Source organism: Dysgonomonas sp. 216, assembly GCF_010501065.1.
In the GTDB taxonomy this organism is placed as follows: Bacteria; Bacteroidota; Bacteroidia; order Bacteroidales; family Dysgonomonadaceae; genus QVMM01.
Window position 1 is genome coordinate 1 of the sequence record NZ_QVMM01000020.1, and the last position, 21,004, is coordinate 21,004.

Annotated in this window: 20 protein-coding genes; 10 read left to right on the forward strand and 10 right to left on the reverse strand. The window is 36.5% G+C overall.

Annotated features, from left to right (window positions below):
* Positions 1-139: 139 nt before the first annotated feature.
* Positions 140-1,201, reverse strand: a complete 1,062-nt coding sequence (locus D0T53_RS11235; RefSeq protein ID WP_163267925.1) for a hypothetical protein — start codon at positions 1,199-1,201, stop codon at positions 140-142.
* A gap of 287 nt (positions 1,202-1,488) precedes the next feature.
* Here D0T53_RS11235 and D0T53_RS11240 point away from each other — a divergent pair, with 287 nt between their 5' ends.
* Positions 1,489-2,355: an energy transducer TonB gene (locus tag D0T53_RS11240; protein WP_163267927.1), complete on the forward strand. Its 867-nt coding sequence runs from the start codon at positions 1,489-1,491 to the stop codon at positions 2,353-2,355.
* Between the two features lie 73 nt (positions 2,356-2,428).
* On the opposite strand, the gene D0T53_RS11245 is transcribed toward D0T53_RS11240, so the two are convergent.
* Both D0T53_RS11245 and tsaB read right to left on the reverse strand, forming a co-directional pair.
* On the reverse strand, positions 2,429-2,623 hold the full coding sequence (locus D0T53_RS11245) for a CDGSH iron-sulfur domain-containing protein (protein ID WP_163267929.1): 195 nt from the start codon (positions 2,621-2,623) through the stop codon (positions 2,429-2,431).
* Between the two features lie 82 nt (positions 2,624-2,705).
* A complete protein-coding gene (tsaB, locus tag D0T53_RS11250; protein WP_163267931.1) occupies positions 2,706-3,398 on the reverse strand; it encodes a tRNA (adenosine(37)-N6)-threonylcarbamoyltransferase complex dimerization subunit type 1 TsaB in 693 nt (230 codons plus the stop codon).
* A gap of 167 nt (positions 3,399-3,565) precedes the next feature.
* Between tsaB and D0T53_RS11255 the strand changes: the two genes are divergently transcribed.
* The 7 genes from D0T53_RS11255 to tpx all read left to right on the forward strand — a co-directional run bounded on the left by D0T53_RS11255 (position 3,566) and on the right by tpx (position 11,817).
* Complete coding sequence (locus D0T53_RS11255) at positions 3,566-4,741, forward strand: Xaa-Pro peptidase family protein (RefSeq protein WP_163267933.1); 1,176 nt, start codon at positions 3,566-3,568, stop codon at positions 4,739-4,741.
* An 11-nt stretch (positions 4,742-4,752) separates the two neighbouring features.
* Complete coding sequence (folP, locus tag D0T53_RS11260; protein WP_163267935.1) at positions 4,753-5,595, forward strand: dihydropteroate synthase; 843 nt, start codon at positions 4,753-4,755, stop codon at positions 5,593-5,595.
* Positions 5,596-5,614: 19 nt separating this feature from the next.
* Entirely contained in the window at positions 5,615-6,397 is a 783-nt protein-coding gene (gene cdaA, locus D0T53_RS11265) for a diadenylate cyclase CdaA (RefSeq protein ID WP_163267937.1), read from the forward strand.
* Positions 6,398-6,536: 139 nt separating this feature from the next.
* The gene (locus D0T53_RS11270) at positions 6,537-7,184 is read left to right on the forward strand and encodes a hypothetical protein (protein ID WP_163267939.1); all 648 of its coding nucleotides are present in this window, start codon (positions 6,537-6,539) and stop codon (positions 7,182-7,184) included.
* Positions 7,185-7,382: 198 nt separating this feature from the next.
* A complete protein-coding gene (locus D0T53_RS11275) occupies positions 7,383-8,363 on the forward strand; it encodes a lytic transglycosylase domain-containing protein (protein WP_163267941.1) in 981 nt (326 codons plus the stop codon).
* Between the two features lie 18 nt (positions 8,364-8,381).
* On the forward strand, positions 8,382-11,210 hold the full coding sequence (gene uvrA / locus D0T53_RS11280) for an excinuclease ABC subunit UvrA (RefSeq protein WP_163267943.1): 2,829 nt from the start codon (positions 8,382-8,384) through the stop codon (positions 11,208-11,210).
* Between the two features lie 106 nt (positions 11,211-11,316).
* Entirely contained in the window at positions 11,317-11,817 is a 501-nt protein-coding gene (gene tpx / locus D0T53_RS11285; RefSeq protein WP_163267945.1) for a thiol peroxidase, read from the forward strand.
* A 252-nt stretch (positions 11,818-12,069) separates the two neighbouring features.
* On the opposite strand, the gene D0T53_RS11290 is transcribed toward tpx, so the two are convergent.
* Positions 12,070-12,471: a thioesterase family protein gene (locus D0T53_RS11290; protein ID WP_163267947.1), complete on the reverse strand. Its 402-nt coding sequence runs from the start codon at positions 12,469-12,471 to the stop codon at positions 12,070-12,072.
* A gap of 12 nt (positions 12,472-12,483) precedes the next feature.
* Positions 12,484-14,205 (reverse strand): single-stranded-DNA-specific exonuclease RecJ, encoded by a 1,722-nt coding sequence (gene recJ, locus D0T53_RS11295; RefSeq protein ID WP_163267949.1) that lies wholly within the window; start codon positions 14,203-14,205, stop codon positions 12,484-12,486.
* Positions 14,206-14,616: 411 nt separating this feature from the next.
* On the opposite strand from recJ, the gene D0T53_RS11300 reads away from it, so the two are divergent.
* Positions 14,617-15,333 (forward strand): pirin family protein, encoded by a 717-nt coding sequence (locus tag D0T53_RS11300; protein WP_163267951.1) that lies wholly within the window; start codon positions 14,617-14,619, stop codon positions 15,331-15,333.
* Between the two features lie 102 nt (positions 15,334-15,435).
* Here the strand turns inward: D0T53_RS11300 and D0T53_RS11305 are convergent, their stop codons facing one another.
* Complete coding sequence (locus D0T53_RS11305) at positions 15,436-16,707, reverse strand: DUF2851 family protein (RefSeq protein ID WP_163267952.1); 1,272 nt, start codon at positions 16,705-16,707, stop codon at positions 15,436-15,438.
* A gap of 247 nt (positions 16,708-16,954) precedes the next feature.
* On the opposite strand from D0T53_RS11305, the gene D0T53_RS11310 reads away from it, so the two are divergent.
* Positions 16,955-17,608: a YceI family protein gene (locus D0T53_RS11310; RefSeq protein WP_163267954.1), complete on the forward strand. Its 654-nt coding sequence runs from the start codon at positions 16,955-16,957 to the stop codon at positions 17,606-17,608.
* A gap of 213 nt (positions 17,609-17,821) precedes the next feature.
* On the opposite strand, the gene D0T53_RS11315 is transcribed toward D0T53_RS11310, so the two are convergent.
* The 4 genes from D0T53_RS11315 to D0T53_RS11330 form a co-directional block, all read right to left on the reverse strand.
* Complete coding sequence (locus D0T53_RS11315) at positions 17,822-18,454, reverse strand: peroxiredoxin (protein WP_163267956.1); 633 nt, start codon at positions 18,452-18,454, stop codon at positions 17,822-17,824.
* A gap of 120 nt (positions 18,455-18,574) precedes the next feature.
* On the reverse strand, positions 18,575-19,222 hold the full coding sequence (locus D0T53_RS11320; protein WP_163267958.1) for a trimeric intracellular cation channel family protein: 648 nt from the start codon (positions 19,220-19,222) through the stop codon (positions 18,575-18,577).
* Between the two features lie 41 nt (positions 19,223-19,263).
* Positions 19,264-20,343, reverse strand: a complete 1,080-nt coding sequence (mnmA, locus tag D0T53_RS11325; protein ID WP_163267960.1) for a tRNA 2-thiouridine(34) synthase MnmA — start codon at positions 20,341-20,343, stop codon at positions 19,264-19,266.
* Between the two features lie 26 nt (positions 20,344-20,369).
* Positions 20,370-20,873, reverse strand: coding sequence for a hypothetical protein (locus D0T53_RS11330; protein WP_163267962.1), 504 nt, complete (start codon positions 20,871-20,873; stop codon positions 20,370-20,372).
* Positions 20,874-21,004: the final 131 nt, after the last annotated feature.

The following is a 21,004-nucleotide window of genomic DNA, read 5'->3' on the forward strand; positions in this document are numbered from 1 at the left end:
TATACAAAAAAATAACGGAGGGTTTGCAAACCCTCCGTTATTCCTATTTACACAGTTTTTGGGATACTGCCATTTAATAATCAAATCCTGGCTTTCTATTTATAGTACTTATTATTATTTGTAATATGCCTACTTAGCTTTATCCGTTATCTTTCATCGCTTCGTCTGCCATATTTACGATTTCTCTGATCGTTTTGAGAGGATGTTCTCTGTCGAGTATATAAAATACATAGAATCCTCTAAGATAGCCATTCGCTAGTTCGCTATATCCTGCAGGCACAGTTTCTTCCAAACCTAATTTAAGAATATTGGTTCTTTCTGCATTTATAAATAATTTGTATCCGAGTTCTTTATCCGATAGTTTTCTACACCACCTAACATTTAACCAATGCCATAATTTGCCTTCTTTACAATCAACAAAATCATGAACTGATACGGTTTTAGAATTATCGGCAGCCCATCTTACAGCTTCGTAAAACATATAAAAATCTCCGGTTGATCCTACATAATCATGACAGTCCTCATTTCCTTGAAAACAAAGTCCCCAATCGGTTTTTGTGTGAAAACGTGCACCACCAGGCATTAAATTAAATTCGTATCTGTTGGTATTACGGCTAGAAAACCAATATGATTCGGGGATGGGTATTGCTACCGGATTTTCGTATGGCTTACATGATAAGGCAAAACGTATAGAACTAGTTGTAACTTCTCCACACATGGCAAATAATTGGCGGAAGTCGTTATCAGCAGGTAAGCCCCAAGCTCTTATCGAATCGCCAGGTGTTCCGGTCGATTGTCTAACAATAACCCTGTCCTTGCCTTCGAACATTACACACGATCCGGCGTGTCCGTATAAATGTTCAACCTCCATTCTGTTATAATACAACCCAAAGTATTTTGTGAAGTCGTCCATATTAACTTGAAATGAACTCACTTTTCTACGGTATATCTCCAACACTTTGTTCAATTGTGCTCTTGTTGGTGTGTTATACCTGTCGTTTGATAAATAGTGATTGAAATTCCGATTCATCCACAAGTATTCGCCTATCCTTACAGCCTGATAATCCGCTTTTACATTATAAAACGAGTCTTCGAAATAAAGAGGAATTTTAACAATTGTGTCTGCCGGGGTAGGGTTATCGTCATCATCAGAGTCTGAATTCGAATCACTTCCACATGCACTAAATAATAACAATGCCATAATGCATTGCATAAATAGATTTTTCTTGATCATTACGTTTTTAAATTGATTTTCGGGCTCAAATGTAAGTAAAGCGAGGCAGTAACCCAAATTAAGGATTAAGAAAAAGTAAATAAAGCTAAAAAAAATAATGTTTCGTGAAATATATCTAAATGTTTGTACTTTTTACAAGTACAAAATAAATAGTAAAAATTATTTATGAAAATATATTTATGGATTTATGATTAAAGTTTACTCTATAGGGTAAAAGAGAGAAACTAATTATTAACCTATAAATATTAAATGTCATGACACGCAACATTAATTTAAATTCGAGCGATTGGTGCAACTTGATATTCGATGGAAAGAATAAAGAATATGGTGCTTATGAGATGCGGCTTACATCATCAAAAAGACATGTGTGGGCTTTTGTTGTTACTCTGATGGTAGTATCCTTATTTGTGTTTGTTCCACAATTGATAAATGCTGTAACTACAGTAGAAACTGATGATGGATTAACAGGATATGGTGGTACTATTGAATTAATGAATATGAAAGACAAAGCTGAAAAGAAAATTGAAGAGCCCATTGTTATTGAGCCTCAGATGTCGTCGCCTCCTCCTCCGCTTATCCGAACAGAGTCGTTTACCCCTCCTGTTATAACTAACGATGACGATGTGGTATCTGAAAGGGAAATGCGCGATCAGCTTGATTTGTTGGAATCAACAGGAGTGATTTCGGTTTATAATCACGAAACAGATAATACAGAAGGTGTTGATCCCGCCGATGTGTTACGTGAGCATTGGGACATTGCCGGAACAGGAGATGGTAGCGGCAATGGTACGGGAACAGGAGATGGAATACTTGAATCGGTAGAGGTTATGCCCGATTTTCCGGGAGGACGGAGAGAGTTGATGAAGTTTTTGCAGAAAAATCTTAAATACCCTGCTATGGCTGCCGAAAACGGAATTGAGGGACGTGTAATTGTAAGATTTGTTGTGAGTAAAACAGGTGCAATCTCGAATGCACAGGTAATAAAAGGTTTTGATCCTGCTTGCGATAACGAAGCTGTGCGAGTAGTGAATGAAATGCCTAATTGGATTCCCGGTTCGCAAAATGGGCAATCAGTTGCAGTTTATTTTACATTACCAGTTCATTTTAAATTGAATAAATAGTATATCTATAATAAATAAACCCTGCAATAATAACTTGCAGGGTTTATTATGTTTTGTGTTGCTTAGGTGCTAATTATCCTTTAAAACCTATTTTTACATGCGAACCATCGCAGTATGGTTTGTTGTTTGATGCACCACAACGGCATAAGTGTAGTTTGTCTTTTTCAACAACTGTTCCGTCTGACAATGTTAATTCTACTTTTCCGTCTACAAGAATAGGGCCGTTGGGCAAAATTCTTACTTTCAACAAAGAATCTTTTGCTTCCATAACTATAATTTTTTAGTTGATCTTTGTTATTCTAAACAATGAATCGCAGAAAAAGTTCGGAAACATGAAGAATATGGCTATTTTAAAGTATTTTGTTTTTAGGTGTAGTTGCGATAAATTCTTTCAGGTAGAAAGGTTCAAAGTATGCAACATCTTCGAAAGTTTTATTCTCGAAAGCTGTTATGGCTAAAGACGACATATCTGATGCTGTAGGGTAAATATTTTCGAGAAAAACGGCATTAGGGTGTTTTATTGCGTCCTTACATTTAGCAGACCCATTGCCGAAGAATGTTATTTTACTTGCTTGCAAAAAGGATGCATATGTGTTTTCGTCAACAATGTCGGCCTGAATATCTCTTACTATATTCAAATTTAAATCATAAATAGCTGCATATACCTCCATTCGTCTGGCATCAATCATAGGGCATAGTAAGCTTTCATTATCGATTGTAGCGTTTTTACTAACTTTCGATGCCATTATTTTTAAGGTATTCAAAGCTATAAGGGGTATGTTTAAGCCATAACACAATCCTTTCGCCTCAGATACCCCTATGCGCAGACCTGTGTACGATCCGGGACCACAACTGACAGCAACAGCATCCAAAGCCATGCCATTTTCTTGGATATAATCTACAGCTTCCTGTACAAAAACTCCGAGTAGCGTTGCGTGAGAAGGGCCATCGATATTTTCTTTCTCAAATATATTTTTTCCGTCAATAGCTACAGCAACAGAACATACATTGGTTGAAGTTTCAATACTTAATATACAAGGCATTGGGAATCTCCTATTATAGGGTTATAAATTTTAGAATACAAAAATACACTAACTTATTTAATTTAAGATATCACTATCAATTCTTTTATAAAATTAAAGTACTCGATAGGCTTTTACTCTTTTCTCTTTTTAGTAAATTTGTCCGGAAAAGTTTTAATCAAAGAATTATGAACTATCAGAAAGAGTTGGCGACAGATTTGTTGTTGCGCCAAAATAAGATACAATCAGTTATACGAGATTTGGGTGTTGATGCATGTTTATTAAATACCTCAGTGAATATCTTTTATGCAATAGGTATGGTGTATAACGGATATTATTATTTACCGGCAGAAGGTGACCCTGTTCATTTTGTAAAAAGGCCGAACGGAATATTTTTACCTAATACTGTGTATATAAGAAAACCGGAACAAATTGTGGAGGAATTAAAAGAGCGTGGAATGCCAATTCCAGCAAAAGTACTAGCCGAAGTTGATGTTATGTCGTACTCCGAATGTTTAAGGTTGCAAAAATCGTTACAAGTAGAAGAATTTTCAAACGCATCGACAATGATGCGTAAACTAAGGAGCATAAAGTCGCAATTCGAGGTAGAGCAAGTGAGGTTATGTGCAAAAAAGCATGCAGCTGTATATAAAGAAATACCGTCGTTGTTTAAAATTGGCATGACAGATATTGAACTACAAATAGAGATTGAACAGGTCATGCGCAAGCATGGATCGTTAGGCATATTTCGCAGTTATGGCGAAAATATGGATATCTTTATGGGGAGTTTACTATCAGGCGAAAATGCAGAAGCTCCATCGCCGTTCGATTATGCGTTGGGTGGGGCAGGAACATCACCTGTTCTTCCGCTTGGAGCGTCCGGTTCGAAAATATTGAAAGGGCAAACCATAATGGTAGATATGGCAGGAAATTATACTCCTTGGATGACAGATATGACAAGGGTCTATTCATTGGGAAAAACACTGGACTTAGCGTATCGAGCACATCAGGTTTCGATTGATATTCATAATTTATTGATTGATATTTCGAAACCGGGCGTCGAATGTTCTCGCTTGTATAATATGGCAATGGAAATAGTTGACAAACAAAATTTGGGCGCATACTTTATGGGTACAAAACAACAAGCCAAATTTATAGGGCATGGGGTTGGTCTCGAAATAAACGAACCGCCTGTGCTTACGCCACGTTCGAAAGAATTATTAGAAGAAAATACAATTTTTGCTTTGGAACCTAAATTTGTAATACCCGAAGTTGGTGCTGTAGGGATAGAAAATACTTATTTGGTGACGGCTTCCGGAGTAGAAAAGTTAACTGTATTTGAGGAAGATATAATAGAATTGTAATAATAGGAAAAATGCGTCATTATACAATAAACGTAAAAGGGCAATTATTCGATCTGTCTTCGCCTGTAGTTATGGGTATACTTAATGTTACCCCCGACTCGTTTTACGAAGGTAGCCGAATGCAAACAACCGATCAGATTATAAGCAGGACTCAAGAAATATTGATGGAAGGGGGAGCTATAATTGATATTGGTGCGCAATCGACAAGACCTACATCTAAATTACTAACGGCAGATGAAGAAATAGAACGTCTTGATTTTGCTTTAGATATAATAATAAAAGAGTATCCTGATGCTGTGTTATCCGTTGATACTTTTTACGCATCAGTTGCTAAATTTTGTGTCGAAAAGTATAATGTTGCAATTATAAATGATATTTCGGGAGGGCAGATCGATTCTAATATGTTTGAAGTTGTATCAAAATTAAATGTTCCATACATTTTGATGCATATGCGAGGTACGCCTCAAACAATGAAGGATCTGATCGATTATAATAATTACCCTGAAGATATTTACCGTTATTTTGCAGAGAAGATAGCATTATTACGTCGGTACGGTGTAAATGATATTATACTTGATCCCGGCTTTGGTTTTAGTAAAAATCTGGATCAGAATTATGAATTAATGTCGAGGCTTACAGATTTTGATATTTTTGAATTACCTTTGCTTGTCGGGGTATCCCGCAAGTCGATGATATATAATCTGCTTGGAGGATCGCCGATTGAGAGTTTAAACGGCACAACTGTTTTAAATACTTATGCTCTACTAAATGGTGCAAACATTTTGAGGGTTCACGATGTTAAACATGCGGTTGAAGCAGTGAAAATTGTTGAGAAGCTAAAACAAACCAAATAAAAGTAATATTGTAAGGCTTATGCTCGAGCCCTTTGGTATAAAAGATATTATAGATATATTATTGGTAGCCTTTGGGTTATACAAGTTATACTATCTTGTTCAAAAATCAGGAGCTAATGCTATTGTTAAAGGTATAATTGCTTTTATAATTATCTGGATTTTAGTATCGAAAGTATTTGAAATGCGCCTGTTAGGAAGTATTTTAGATACATTGAAAAATCTGGGTTTTTTGGTTATCATCCTTTTATTCCAAGACGAAATACGGAGATTTCTTATGTCGTTAGGTTCTAACAGGACTTTTAAGTTTGTGTCAAAACTTTTCGGGTTGAAGAAAGGTAAAAATGCGACAGCAGAGGAGGTTACTCCAATAGTTTTGGCTTGTTTAAATATGGCTAAAACGAAAACAGGGGCGTTAATAGTGTTAGAACAAGAAATAGATTTAAGCTTTATTGAAGAAACCGGAGAGGTAATAAATGCAGATATGAGTACCCGACTCATTGAAAATATATTTTTTAAAAATAGCCCGTTACATGATGGGGCAATGATAATATCGAAAGGTAAAATAACAGCCGCAGGTTGTATTCTTCCGGTTTCTCAGAATCCGAGTATCCCAAAGCAGTTTGGATTGCGTCACAGAGCTGCATTGGGTATAGCAGAAGAAACCGATGCTAAGGTAATAGTTGTATCAGAGGAACGGGGGAAAATATCATTTGTAGATAAAGGAGAACTAAAAGCAAATGTTTCGCCCGAAAAACTACAAGAATTACTTATTGCTTCCATATTATCTTCTTCGAAAGAATAATGGTTCTTGTTTGTTGATAGAGGAGGGGATTTTATAGATATTTTCGATTTCATAATACTTCTATTGATGTTTTATCGTTTATATATTCATTTTTTATAAATTTGCGAGAATTTATATCTTAATCTTAATTTTTATTATTATGGAACAATCAGTATTATTACGGTGGCAGGAAACTACAAAACAAATTTATCAAGGAGTTTTATTGTATACACTTGCAAATTTGTTGTATTCTATCTTCGATTCTATTAACAGTTTAGTTAGTGGTGCGTCTAATTTAATGTCGTTTGCTGAAAGTGGAACAGTTGACACAGGTATCGGATTTTTAGATGTAATTTGTTGGATATTTTTAGCAGGGTTAATCTATGGTTATTATCTATTTCTAAAAGGGTTAGATAAGTTTAAACCTATGTTATCGGTAGCGGATGCAGAGGCTGTAGGTAAAATTCGTCTTGCAGTTATATTGGCGATTGTAGCAGCGGTTGTCGATTTTATTCCATTTTTAGGATGGGTAGGAACAATTATAAATATTGTTTCGTTTATAATGATGATGATAGGATATTCGGCATTGAAAAATTCTCCAACATTCCCGAATAAAGCTCGCAATGGGGCATCTAAATTGTTTACAGCTATGATATTAATGATTGTGGCAGCTGTATTTGGTTTTATTCCTTTTATAGGTTGGGTTTTTGCTCTTGTTTTGGATATAATCGTATTCTTCATGATTTTGTCTGGTTGGGCAACTATTAAAAATTCAACGCCTGATACAATTGAAACTCAGCAAGTATAAAATTTGAATATATTGAAAAATAGGAGATCCGGGTTGTGTTTACAATCCGGATTTTTTATCTGTATACTAGTCAGAAATATTAACTAAGTTAACGCTTGCTTTAATCAATCTTAATTCTTCTTTAAAGAACGACCGAGGTTTTATAACTCCTAAACAAATCCTTATCTTTGTGGATTAATTAATTTGATATTTGGCAATATGAAAAAGTATATATATATAATTGTTCCCGCAGTCATTGTTTGCTTGTTGGGATTTTTCTTTTTATCATCAGAGAGTTCTAAAAATGCTCCGACTGATCGTCGGGCTCCGGTTGTTGCATCAATGACAGTTTCGGTAGAGGTGCCGGACGAAGTTTTTTTTGCAGATGAAAAGTTCGAAATGTCTCGTTACGACATGCACGAGAGATTCGATCGCGAAATAAATAGTTTTACTTATTGGCATTCTTCCACCTTGTTACTGATAAAGCGTGCAAATCGTTATTTCCCTATCATAGAACCTATATTGGCAAAAAACGGTATTCCAGACGATTTTAAATATTTAGCAGTAATCGAAAGCTCGCTTAACCCCAGAGCAATGTCGTCGGCTAAGGCTTCGGGAATGTGGCAATTTATACAAAGTGCTGCAAAAATATATGGGTTGGAAGTAGGTTCGGAAGTAGATGAGAGGTATAATGTTGAAAAATCGACAGAGGCGGCATGTAAATATCTGAATGATGCTTACCGAAAATATCAGAGTTGGTCGAGTGCTGCATTATCTTACAATGCAGGTCAAGGACGGATAACGAACGAATTAAGTTCTCAGCAAGCGGAGGACGGACTTGATTTATGGCTGGTTGAGGAAACTTCGCGTTATTTTTTTCGTATAATGGCTGCTAAAAGTATTTTCGAAAATCCGTATAAGTATGGATTTGTATTAAAGGCAGATCAATTATATAAACCTATTAAGTTTAAACAAGTGGAAGTTAAAGAAAGCATTTCGGACTTGGCTGCATTTGCACAAACTTATGACATAACATATGCACAGCTTAAAGACTTTAATTCGTGGTTACGCGACCGTAAGCTTACAATAAGTACGAAGTCTCCAAAAAGTTATACGCTTCTTATACCCGAAAAGGAATCGTTATATTACAAAAAAGGAGAAAAAATTAAGGTTCATGATAAAAGGTGGATAACCGAATAATAGCTACTGAAAAAAATAATGAAAGATTATATTGAAGATACCGAAAAAATAAACGTTTTCGGAGCCCGTGTACACAATCTTAAAAATATAGATGTAGAGATACCGCGTAATTCACTGGTAGTTATTACAGGATTAAGCGGAAGTGGAAAGTCATCTCTGGCATTTGATACTATTTTTGCCGAAGGGCAACGGCGTTATATCGAAACCTTTTCGGCTTATGCCCGCCATTTTCTGGGAGGAATGGAACGTCCGGATGTCGATAAGATAACAGGGCTTAGTCCGGTTATATCAATCGAGCAAAAAACAACAAACAGAAATCCCCGGTCGACTGTGGGTACTACAACCGAGATTTACGATTTTCTTCGTTTGCTTTATGCACGTGCAGGAGAAGCATATTCATACTTGTCGGGTGAGAAGATGGTTAGATATACCGAAGAGCAAATTCTGGAGTTGATAATGACTCGTTATATTGGTAAAAAGATATATTTGCTTGCTCCTGTAGTGAGGAACAGAAAAGGACATTACAAGGAGCTGTTTGAGCAAATACGAAAAAAAGGCTACCTGACAGTACGTGTTGACGGAGAAATTAGGGAAATACTTCCGGGAATGCGAGTTGATAGGTACAAAAACCATAGCATCGAAATACTTGTTGATAAACTGGTGGTTTCGAACCAGTTTGAGGCAAAACTAAAAGCGAGTGTCCGTACAGGAATGAAACAGGGCGAAGGACTGATTATGATTCAGGATGTAGAGACGGGTGATGTTCGTCATTATAGTAGCCAAATGATGGATCCTGCATCGGGATTGTCGTATAGTGAGCCTGCTCCTCATAGTTTCTCGTTCAATTCTCCTTATGGAGCCTGCCCAAAATGTAAAGGGCTTGGAGAAGTGAATCAGATTGATATGACTAAAATAATACCTAAGCCCGAACTAAGTATATATGCCGGTGGAATAGCTCCATTAGGTAAATACAAAAATTCTTTATTTTTCTGGCAAATAGAGGCTATCTGCGAAAAATATGATGTGACTATTAAAACTCCATTGAAAGATGTACCCGAAGAGGCTCTGAATGACATAATGTTCGGAACGGATGATCGGTTACAGATAAAAAACGAATCGTTGGGTAATTCCAATTATCTTGTTGCATTCGACGGAGTGGTTAAATATATAAATATGCAACAAGAGTCGGACGCTTCGGCTTCGGCTCAAAAATGGGCAGGACAGTTTGTTAAAACCGCTGTTTGTCCAGATTGTAATGGCCAACGGCTTAATATAGAAGCACTACATTATAAAATAAATGGAAAAAATATAGCTGAACTTTCAGTAATGGACATCCAACAGTTTTATGAGTGGATGCAGGATTTAGATAACCATATTTCGGACAAACAAAGGCATATAGCTACTGAAATAAATAAAGAAATACTTTCCCGTACATCGTTTTTATTGGACGTCGGATTAAGTTACCTTTCTTTAAACAGGGGATCTGCTACATTGTCAGGGGGCGAAAGCCAGCGTATACGTTTAGCAACGCAAATAGGTTCGCAGTTGGTAAATGTATTGTATATATTGGATGAGCCGAGTATAGGTTTGCATCAACGGGATAATGTGAGGCTTATTAAGTCGCTTGAGAAATTGCGGGATTCGGGTAATTCGGTAGTCGTGGTTGAGCACGACAAGGATATGATGCTTGAGGCAGATTATGTTGTAGATATGGGGCCTTATGCCGGTCGTAAGGGGGGCGAGGTTGTATTTGCCGGAACACCTAAAGAGATGTTAAAAGCAAATACATTAACAGCCGATTATATTAATGGGACTCTTGAAATTAAATACCCGAAACAAAGAAGAAAAGGAACTGGCAATAAAATAACCTTGAAAGGTGCAACAGGGCATAATCTTAAAAATGTGAATGTGAAATTCCCTCTTGGTACATTTATTTGTGTAACCGGTGTTTCGGGAAGCGGGAAGTCAAGCTTAGTGAATGGTACTTTGCAACCTATATTAAGCCAGCATTTTTATCGTTCGCTAACAGATCCGTTGCCCTATAAGTCGATAGAAGGTATAGAGCATGTAGATAAGGTGATTAGTGTAGATCAGTCTCCTATAGGACGCACCCCACGGTCTAATCCGGCGACATATACAGGTATATTTTCCGACATAAGAAATTTATTTGTGAATCTGCCGGAGGCAAAAATACGGGGATATAAGCCCGGGCGTTTTTCTTTTAATGTAAAAGGAGGACGTTGCGAAACCTGTAGTGGAAACGGATATAAGACAATTGAAATGAACTTTTTGCCCGATGTATTTGTTCCATGTGAAGTGTGTCATGGAAAACGGTATAACCGGGAAACTTTAGAGGTACGCTTTAAAGGAAAATCTATAGCCGACGTGCTTGATATGACTATTAATATGGCTGTTGAATTTTTCGAAAATACGCCAACTATATTAAATAAGGTTAAAGTATTACAGGAGGTAGGTTTAGGATATATAAAACTTGGACAGCCATCGACTACCTTGTCAGGGGGAGAGTCGCAACGGGTAAAACTAGCTACAGAGTTGGCAAGAATAGATACAGGCAATACTTTATATATTTTAGATGAACCAACAACAGGGTTGCATTTCGAAGATATAAGAGTCCTGCTCGAAGTTCTTAACAAATTGGTAGAGAGAGGTAATACAGTTGTTGTGATAGAACATAATCTTGATATTATTAAATGTGCAGATTATGTAATTGACATGGGGCCTGAAGGTGGAGCCGGAGGCGGAACAGTTGTTTGCGAAGGGACTCCCGAAAAGATAGTAAAAGATGGCAAAGGTTTTACTTCCGGTTTTTTAAAAGAGGAATTATAGTTAAAGATATTCTTTTTACGTAAATGTGACACAATGGTAGTATTTAAATAAAAAAAATGTTTTATATTTGTCCCCGATAATTATAGGGGCAGTAAATTTTACAATTATGTCAAAAATTACATTTAAAGGAAACACTGTTAATACATCGGGTGAACTTCCAAAAGCAGGATCTCCTGCTCCTGTATTTTCGTTAGTGAAAAATGACTTGTCGGAAGTTAAGTTGTCGGATTTGAAAGGTAAAAATATTGTACTTAATATTTTTCCAAGTTTAGATACCAGCGTTTGTGCTGCATCTGTTCGCCGATTTAACAAGGAGGCAGCTAATATGCCAAATACAATAGTATTGGCCGTTTCGGCAGATTTACCTTTTGCAAGTGCACGTTTTTGTACAGCCGAAGGAATTGAAAATGTTGTTCCGGCATCGGTTTTTCGAAACCCTGAGTTTGCTAAAGATTATGGAGTATTAATGACAGACGGACCATTGAAAGGTTTATTAGCCAGATCAATAGTTGTTATTAATCCCGAAGGAAATATATCGTACACCGAGTTAGTTTCTGAGGTTACGCAAGAGCCTAACTATCAGGCTACAATTAACTCAATTGTGTAGTTTTGTAAAGTTTGTGTTAAGAAAGAAAGTCTGCGAAGAGATTTCGCGGGCTTTTTTGTTTTTATTAAAGTTTAGCAGATTTGTTTTGCTATAATGTTACTTCTTTTTGTAACACTATTTCGGTATTAGGCAGACATTTTGTAATAAAAAAGAGAATGTAAAATACATTCTCTTTACTTCCTTTTAAGCATATTTACTAGCAGAAGACTTAGAATTCAGCCCCATATAATTTATCTAAATATGCAATATAGATTATAGGTATTTAGCAAATGCTTTGTCGAAAAAGTCGGGACGCGATAATTTTCCGTTTATTAAAGTAACGACTTCTATCACGGCTTCTGAGCATAATTTCTCGTCCGATGTTCTGATTATTTGCTGTTTAAATAAATACCTGACCCCTTTTTTTTCGAAATCGACAGTACAGATAAACTCTTCACCTCCGTATAACGAGTTTTTATATTTTATGGTAACCTGAGATACAACAGCATCTATGCCTTGTTGGTGAAGTTTGAAGAAATTAAGTCCTAAGGAGTCTAAAAACTCATGACGGGCAACTTCGTAATAGTGCTGATAGTTTGCGTTATTAACAATGCCTTGTGCATCGCATTCGTAATCGCGAACTTTCATCTTGTATTGAAAAATTGGTTTATCCATTCTTTTTAGAATTTATAGTTGTCCTTTATCAATGTCTTTAACGTATAATTGTATATTGGTTTTGCCATGGTGAACATTCTCTTCCAGAGTGTAACAAATGTCGAAGTATCCGTTTTTTACTATAGCGAAGTTCGATTTCTGGCGGAATGCTATACCATGTAATAATTGAACCGAAGATTTATCCATCACTTCCAATTTTATGTGTTCGGCATGTTTACCCACCAGTTTACTTGTGCCGTAGTCTACGATATCGGAACTGGCAAATATAGGATTGGTGTTTTCAGGGCCAAACGGAGCAAAATTCAGAAGGTCGCCAATAAATTTATTATCAATATCCTTGAACGAAAGCAGTGCATCTACATTAATTTGTGGACGCATCATTTCGGGAGCTATCATTTGTGTCGAAAGTGCTTCGAACCGTCTTTTAAATTCAAGTAGGTTTTCTTCTCTTAACGATAAGCCTGCGGCGTATGTATGTCCTCCAAAGTTTTCGAGTATGTCTTTACACGATTCAATTGCTTTGTATACATCAAAACCCATAACGGAACGAGCCGATCCGGTTATAAGTCCGTTCGATTTGGTAAGCACAACTGCCGGACGATGGTACTTCTCGGTCAATCGTGATGCTACAATCCCGATAACACCTTTGTGCCAATGCTCGTTGTATATAACTATACTTTTTTGCTCACCTATATCAATGCTTTCATCAATAAATGTGTTAGCTTCATCAGTCATGCGTTTATCTAGCTCACGCCTGTTATCGTTATAATGATCGATATTATGGCTTTTGGCTAAAGCTTCTTCTATGCTGCCGGCAAGTAGCAGGTCTACTGCTTCTTTACCATTCATCATACGACCCGAAGCGTTAATTCTGGGACCTATTTTAAAAACAATATCGCTTACGGTAATAGTTTTATTGTTGAGTCCGCAAATATCAATAATGCCTTTTAGTCCAAGGCTGGGATTCGAGTTCAGATGTTTCAGACCATAGTAGGTTAGAATTCTGTTTTCTCCGGTAACCGGAACTATGTCGGAAGCAACGCTTACTGCAACTAAATCGAGCAGGTCGTATAGTTCCGAGAACTTTATCTTATTGTTTTGAGCAAATGCCTGAACAAGCTTAAAACCAACACCGCAGCCCGAAAGATGTTCGTATGGGTATGTCGAGTCGGTTCGTTTGGCATCTACTACTGCTATTGCATTAGGAAGTGTATCGTCAGGCATGTGGTGGTCGCAGATAATGAAATCTATACCTTTGCTCTTTGCATACTCAATTTTTTCTATAGCTTTTATACCGCAATCGAGCGCTATAATAAGTTTAACATCTGTAGAAGATGCATAGTCGATACCTTGTTCTGAAATTCCATATCCTTCATCGTAACGATCGGGGATATAGTAGTCGAGATTTGTTGTAAATCGTCGTAAAAATTTATACACAAGTGCTACAGCTGTAGTACCATCTACATCATAATCCCCATATACAAGAATCCGTTCTTTATTACCTAAAGCCTTTTCTATTCTTCTGACGGCTTTATCCATATCGGGTAAAAGAAACGGATCGTGCAAATCCCTCAAGTCGGGACGAAAAAACTTTCTAGCTTCTTCGGTTGAAGTAATTCCCCTTTGAATAAGTAATTGACATAAAATAGGGTTTATACTTAACTCTTTTGCTAAACTATCTCTTTTCTCTGTTTCTTGCTTTGTTAGGGGTTGATAATTCCATTTGTAAATCATTATATATTGTTTTTCTTTCTTCTTGCTTCGTGGCTCTTTATAAAAAGAACTGAAAAAAACGCATAATTTACCTCTTATGTGAGATTTGAAACAAAGCTATTGAAATTTGCTTCTTGATATGCGGAAAATACGATCATATTGCTATGTTCTAGTTTGGTAAAGATAATATTAATATACGAGAACTTTATTTCCTTTTTCAGTTTTTTTATTATTTATTTCACTCGTGTTGGGTATGTTGTAATGTATCAATATGTTATAATTTAAAGCGTGTTATTGTGTTAAAAAATAGTATGTGATTTGACATATTTTTTTGATTAAACCCTAATACTCTATAATTATCAGATATAGATAAAACAAAAAGATATGCCTTAATGTTATATGATAAACAATTAAAATATAAGGGTATAGGTTATGAAAACAGAATTATATGCTGCCGCTTCGCGCGGGCATAAAAATCATGGGTGGTTAGATACTTATCATACTTTTAGTTTTGCAACTTATTATAATCCGGATCGTGTACACTTCGGAGCTTTGAGGGTTATAAACGATGATGTTGTTGAAGCTGGTCAAGGATTCGGAACTCATCCTCACGATAATATGGAAATAGTGTCGATCCCGCTTTATGGCGATTTGGAACATCGTGATAGTATGGGACATACCAGTGTTATTAGTGCAGGAGAAGTTCAGGTAATGAGTGCTGGTACGGGATTGATGCATAGCGAATATAATTCGAGTGAAGATAAGCCGTTGAATTTTTTACAGATATGGGTATTTCCGCGTGAACAGGACGTGAAACCCCGTTACGACCAGAAGAGTTTTGATTTTATACACGATAAAGGTCGTTTTATACCGATTGTATCGCCCGATTCGAAGGATGATAGCTTATGGCTCAACCAAGATGTTTGGTTTAGTATTGCAACACTAGATCGTGACACTGAGCTTGAATATAAGATAAAGAAAAGAGGTAATGGGGTTTTTGCGATGGTTATAGAAGGCCAATTTACTGTTGCCGGAAAAAATCTTAATCATAGAGATGGTCTGGGAATTTGGGAAACTAGTAGTGTAAGTGTGAAAGCAAATACCGACAATGCACGTATATTAATTATAGATGTGCCTATGAAGGTATAATTCGAAGTGTTTTAGTAGTTTGTTAGTTTTCTTAAACCGGTACTCCTGTGAGGGCGTGCCGGTTTTTCTATTTAAAGAGGATTATATTTATAACAAAAATATTTACTTTTTATTCTCTGACAACATGCGGTAACCTATACGGCAAAATAAACATTTTTTCTTTTCGCAATATTCGCGTCTGAGCTGAATTTGGGCTTGGGAGTCATAAGCATTTTTCGCTTCGATTTTCAATGCGGCAAAATCTTTGGTTATAAAGTTCGATTCGGGTTTTATCTGTTCAAGATATCGGAACGACCTTTCGCATAGGGCCTCATTTCCTGTCGCTTTTCCGTATGCAAATAATATTGGAACCACCGTATTAATCAAAATAATATCGAGTGATGAGTTTCCCGGATATTTCGATTTGCGGGGCGATTCTTCGCCCAACAAATAATGAGTTTGCCAATATTCCGATGTGTTTTGATGAAAAAGCAAACGTATTTGCCCGATATCTTCCGATTTTAATATTTTGGAAAATAATCCGTGTGCGTTATATAAAAGTGCTGCCAGCTGGGCTATTCGTATATGTGGCGACCCCGACGGGCGCACTCGCATCTTCCTGAATAGATAAGAGTCGATAGGGGTAAGACTGTATTTGTTCCGTAAAAAGTTATATTCTTTTTTTAATTTCTTCGAATATTCGTCGGGTTGTTCTTCGTCCTCCAGTAATCCGGCCTGACCGAAAAGCAAAGCTTCTATTTGTGTTATATTGTCTCCTTGTTTTTGAATAAAACGCAGAGGTAGACTCAAAGCAAGTCGTTCGAAAGAATCGGAGTTAAGACCAAATCCAAAATTACGGCTCAGTAGTATGTAAAAAACTTCTTCCCACGATCCATTACTGTGTTGTAGATGCTTGTTTATGTCGTTCGATTTTCGTTCAAGCCGCTCAATAAGCAATGTATTTAACCAACTGTTAAGATGAATTTGGGGAACTGTGCTTATATACTTGTAACAAGGTATATTTACATCGGCATTAAGCAAGTATTCAACATTATCTTTTAAATATTGTGGGCAATTAATCTGGCATTGCACAATATTCCGATTAGCCTGATTTATAATTTCCCGGTTGTTTACTTCAACAACGTGTAAAATTATTGAATTGTATGCAGGGTTAGTGTCGTGCTTATGAGCATACCAATCGCTCGAATGCTTATGTATTTCGATGTTTCCTATCCATATTTTACCATCTATTTTTATTTTAGCATTAAAAAAATCAGGACCTTCGTCGGTGTTTGCTATGCCTGTATCTAAAACCTCGATGGGTAAGCCATCGGTAGTTTTCAGGTCGTTTTGAAATAGACGATGTTTCCAGATATAATGCAATAATTGTTCCATTTTTCAAACAAGTTTTCTTTTTTAATAGCTGGCCGGATATTATTATGTTCTCGGTTTAATACTGTATTATTTTTATTCTCAAAGTTAAAATTTTATTCCTGTATTTGTTAAAAAAAATACAGCGAAAATAATTTTAAATATCTTCAAAATAGTATCGGAAAAATAAGTGTCTGTAAACAAAACCAAAGATCGATTGTTTAATACCAAGATATAGATAAATTATTATAAACAATATTACAATTTGTGTATGAAACTTTATTATTATGCGTTATTATTCGCAGTGTTGTTTTTAGGTGCTTGTAATAATTCGGGCAAAAACAAAATTGATGCGGCCGAAGCTCAAGATGCTTTGTCGGGCGCAGGAAAAACATTAGTTGTAGATTCTTTGCAATCGGAGGTTATGTGGAAGGGGTTTAAACCCGGAGGTAGCCATGTTGGAACTTTAGCCATACAAAGCGGAACTTTGGTTGTGGACAGTTCTACAATTAAAGAGGGACATTTTGTTTTTGACTTAAACAAGATTGTTAATCTGGACTTGACTGATGAAAGTATGAATAAGATGCTGGTTGATCATCTGAAGAGTGCCGATTTTTTTGATGTGGCTAAGTTTCCGGTAGGGGAGTTTGTTGTAACAAAAACAGAACCGATAGTAAATGATACAGTAAACTATCTGATAAGCGGAAATTTGAAGCTTAAGGATGTGACTAAGAATATAACCTTTGGGGCAAAGGTTACAAAAGAAGGAAACCTTTATAAAGCCAAAACACAGGTGTTTACTATCGATCGTACCCAATGGGGAGTAAATTATGGGTCGAAAAATGTATTTGCCGATTTGAAGGATAAGTTTATAAATGATGATATTGAACTACAAGTTACTATTATAGCTAAAGTTGCCGAATAACGACAATCTGTTTTCGATATATATTGTTAAATAACGAAACGGGGCATTTCGAAACGAAGTGTCCCGTTTTTTCTTTATGCTCGAACGATGTGTGCGTTTTCTCCTTTTTTTGTTTCAAGAGAGCTTAACACCAAATGTGGTATCCTGTCACAGGATACCACATTCTTCTAATTTAAAACTACATCTCTACTACTAACAGCTGAACTGTTCTATTTATTTCTTCGACAGATAATCCGAAATGCCTTCTTGTGTTGCTTTCAATCCTGCTTTACCTTTCTTCCAGTTTGCCGGGCAAACTTCTCCGTGTACTTCGGTAAATTGAAGTGCATCTACCAAACGCAATACTTCTTCTACATTACGGCCTAATGGCATATCGTTTACTACCTGATGGCGAACAATTCCGTCTTTATCAATAAGGAATAGTCCCCTGTAGGCTTGAGGAACTCCTTCGAAATACTCTTCACCTTGGTCGTTATATTCGAGCGATCCGGCCAAAACATCGTAGTTTGTCGAGATCATAAGAGTTTGATCTGCGATGATCGGATATTTCACACCTTTTATACCTCCTTCGTTTTGTGGTGTTTGTAGCCATTTCCAATGCGAGAAAGCCGAGTCGGTAGATGCTCCGACTACTGCTACATTACGAGCTTCAAATTCGGCTATTTGATCTTGGAAAGCAATTAACTCGGTAGGGCATACAAAGGTGAAATCGGCTGGGTAGAAGAAAAATACTACATATTTTTTACCCAAATACTGATCTAACGAAAAATTTTCGACTATTTCGTTACCGTTTATAACTGCATTTGTTTTAAACACTGGTGCTTTTTTTCCAACAAGTACTGACATAATATTTATCTTTTAGTTTTTGATTTATATATATTTAAAGCAAAGGTAAGTGCTTGGGGTATATAAATCAAATAGATAATTATTACGAGGTATAGATAAAAGCTATATGTGTTTTTACAGCTAATCCACGTCTTTGAGTGTAGGAAGCTTTAACTGAAATTTTGTTGCCAGAATGCGAACAATGAATACGGATATTGCTGTTATAATTTCGCAAACATTTAGTGTTACGCCAAAGTATATAAGTGTGCAGAATATAATACCACCAATAATGCACGCAACAGCATACAATTCTTGCGTAAAAATAATAGGAACTTCGTTTATAAGTATATCTCGTATAATTCCGCCAAAAATACCAGTTATAGTACCCATCAGAACTATAATCCATACGGGATGATTCAATTCCATTGCTTTTTCAACGCCCACTACAACAAATAAGCCCAACCCGATACTATCGAACCAGAAGAATGTATTGTTGAGGTGTACCAAATATTTTTTGAATAGAATAACAAAAAATAATGCCAGTACCGTACACCAAAGATATACACTCGATAGCATCCAGAACGGTGTGACTCCCAATAATAGATCGCGTAAAGTACCACCACCTATTGCGGTAACATAACCAACAACCAAAGCACCAAACCAATCGAACTGTTTTGCCGAAGCCAAACGTATACCGCTTATTGCAAATGCAAATGTTCCTGCAAATTCTATAATGTCGACAAATTCTATATCGTTAAAGAAACTGAAGAAATCAAGAAAGAAATCCATAACCCAATGCTTTGATTATATATTTCGAAAAACAAAATCAATTATTCACTTGCTTCGTTAGCAATCATTCCGCTGCCTATGCATAGCTGCGACTCGGAATCGTATACAACCCCGAATTGTCCTGCTGCTATACCTTGTATTTTGTCGTCGGAATGAATTCGGTATAAATCGCCTATTTTCTCTATCCGCCCTGTTGTAAATTCGGGCGTATGGCGTACTTTAAAGGTTACATCTCTTGTTCCCGAAAAATCGCCCCATATATCTTGTGTAATAAAAGAGAATCCGGCAAGGTCTACAATTTTTCCGTATTGGGTTTCGGGGTCGTATCCGTTCGATACGTATACGATGTTTCGTTTAATATCTTTTTTTATAACAAACCACGGACCTCCGCTAAGCCCTAAGCCTTTACGCTGTCCAATAGTATGAAACCAGTAACCTTTATGTTTTCCTATTACTTTGCCGGTTTCCAGTTCCACTATTTTGCCGGGGCGTTCGCCCAGATATCTGCCAATGAAATCGTTGTAGTTTATTTTTCCGAGAAAACAAATGCCCTGACTGTCTTTACGTTGTGCCGAGGGTAACTTTTGCTCGGCGGCAATAGTCCGTACTTCGCTTTTCAACAGGTTTCCGATAGGAAACATAAGTTTCGATATTTGCATATAGCTTATTTGCCCCAAAAAATATGTTTGGTCTTTTACCATATCTTTGGCAGTCGATAGCCATGTTTGGCCGTCTATATCGGTAGTTGTAGCATAGTGACCTGTTGCTATTTTATCGAATTCGTGTCCCCATTTTTGTTCAAAGCAACCAAACTTTATCAGTTTGTTACACATCATGTCGGGATTTGGAGTTAATCCCCTCTTGACTGCATCTATTGTGTAACTTACAACGTTTTCCCAATATTCTTCGTGTAAAGAAACGATTTCGAATTTGCAGCCGTATTTTTTTGCTATATATGTTGTTATTTCAATGTCTTCTTCCGATGGGCAATCAATATACCCATCTTTATCTTCCATCCCTATCCGGATGTAAAATATTGTAGGGTCGTATCCTTGTTCTTTTAGTTGATGTACCACAACCGAGCTATCGACACCTCCCGATACAAGAGCAGCTATTTTCATAAATTTAATGTCCTTTCAAGTCTAAATTACCAAATCTGGGTTTTTGCAAACGATTTAAATATGCCCATTCCCAAAGATATTCCGGCTCGTACAAAAAACTGATTTCGTCCGTTTATTACATCAAAATCGTATCCGGCTTTCACAAAAAAGAACTTATAATCGGCATATAAGTTGGGTGTTATTAATATACCGTCTTTGCTTCTTCTTCTGAAATCGAACAGGTAACCACCATCGACACTAAGTAATAGAGTTACTTTGCTGGTGCTGAAAAAACGTTCTCCGAAAAACGTTGTAAACTGTACGGGCTTTATGTTTAAACCGCTCATTTTTGCACCGCCCGGTGTGGAATATTCCAACCCTGACGAAATATATGCGTTCAGCTTGTTTTTTTTGTGGTATGCCGGAAACGAAAGGTTAGTAACAAACTGCCCGTCACTGTCCGGTGTGTATTGTCCTGCAAATCCTAAAAACTGACTATAACAAAACAACGGAAATACCCACAAAATGAATAAAAACTTTAAACGTCCCATTTTATATTTTTTCTTGAGAATGATTACCTGATTTTCCGCAGGCAAAGATATTCAAATTATGGGTAACCTTTAATATCTAATTCTTTAAAAAACTGACAAACCTGACAGTTTTTTTATTATGCAATATTTTA